The sequence below is a fragment of the Polaromonas sp. P3_C2 genome, from assembly GCF_056402675.1.
Map to the genome: position 1 here is coordinate 1 of NZ_JBFUGX010001057.1, position 936 is coordinate 936.

Consider the following 936-nt stretch of genomic DNA (forward strand, 5'->3'; position numbering starts at 1 on the left):
ATGTAGGGCGGCGGGGCGTCCAGGTCCCACTTCGTGAGGTCTTCGCCGGGCCAGAATTGAGCAATGGTGTTCAACCCCACTGAAGGGTGAATGAGCTTTTGCAGCTCGGCCCACTTGGCTTCAGCTTCGGCCTGCGTGCGGCCGATCACGGGCGAGATGCCAGGCAGGATCAGCAGCTGTTCAGGCCGGCGGCCGTATTTGGCCAGGCGGCCTTTCACGTCGCGGTAGAAGGCCTGCGCTTCGGCCAGGCTGGTCCAGGCGGTGAAGATCGCTTCGGCGGTGGCCGCCGCCAGTTCGCGCCCGGGCTCGGACGAGCCGGCCTGCACAATGACCGGGTAGCCTTGCGGCGGCCGCTCCAGGTTGAGTGGGCCCTGCACCTTGAAGTATTTGCCGCTGTGGTTGATCTCGTGCAGCTTGGCCGGGTCAAAGTAGCGGCCTGTTTCGGGGTTGCGGATGAAGGCGTCGTCTTCGAAGCTGTCCCACAGGCCCTTCACCACGTCGATGAACTCATGGGCCTGCTCATAGCGCACCTCGGGGTCGGGGTGCTTGTCGAGCCCGAAATTGCCATAAACATTGTCGGCGCCGGTGGTCACGACATTCCAGGCCGCGCGACCTTTGCTGATGTGGTCCAGCGAGGCGAACTTGCGTGCCAGCAGGAAGGGGTCTTCGTAAGTGGTGGAAGCTGTTGCCACAAAGCCGATGTGTTTCGTCACGGCCGACAGGGCCGCCCACAAAGTGACCGGTTCGAAATAGGACATGCGGCCCTGCCGGCTGAAGGCTTCGTCGGTGCCGTGGAATGCGACGCCCGGGCTGTCGGCCACAAACACCTGGTCGAACAGGCCGCGCTCGGCGGTTTTGGCGACCTCGATGTAGTGGTCGATGTTGACGCCTGAATCAACCTGGGAACCAGGATGCCGCCAGGCCGCGATATGGTGG

General features: G+C 63.6%; 1 protein-coding gene. It reads right to left on the bottom strand.

Annotated features, from left to right (window positions below; translation table 11 throughout):
* A partial coding sequence (locus AC1DWI_RS24535) for an NtaA/DmoA family FMN-dependent monooxygenase (RefSeq protein WP_477726097.1) occupies nucleotides 1-936 on the bottom strand: 936 nt, incomplete at both ends.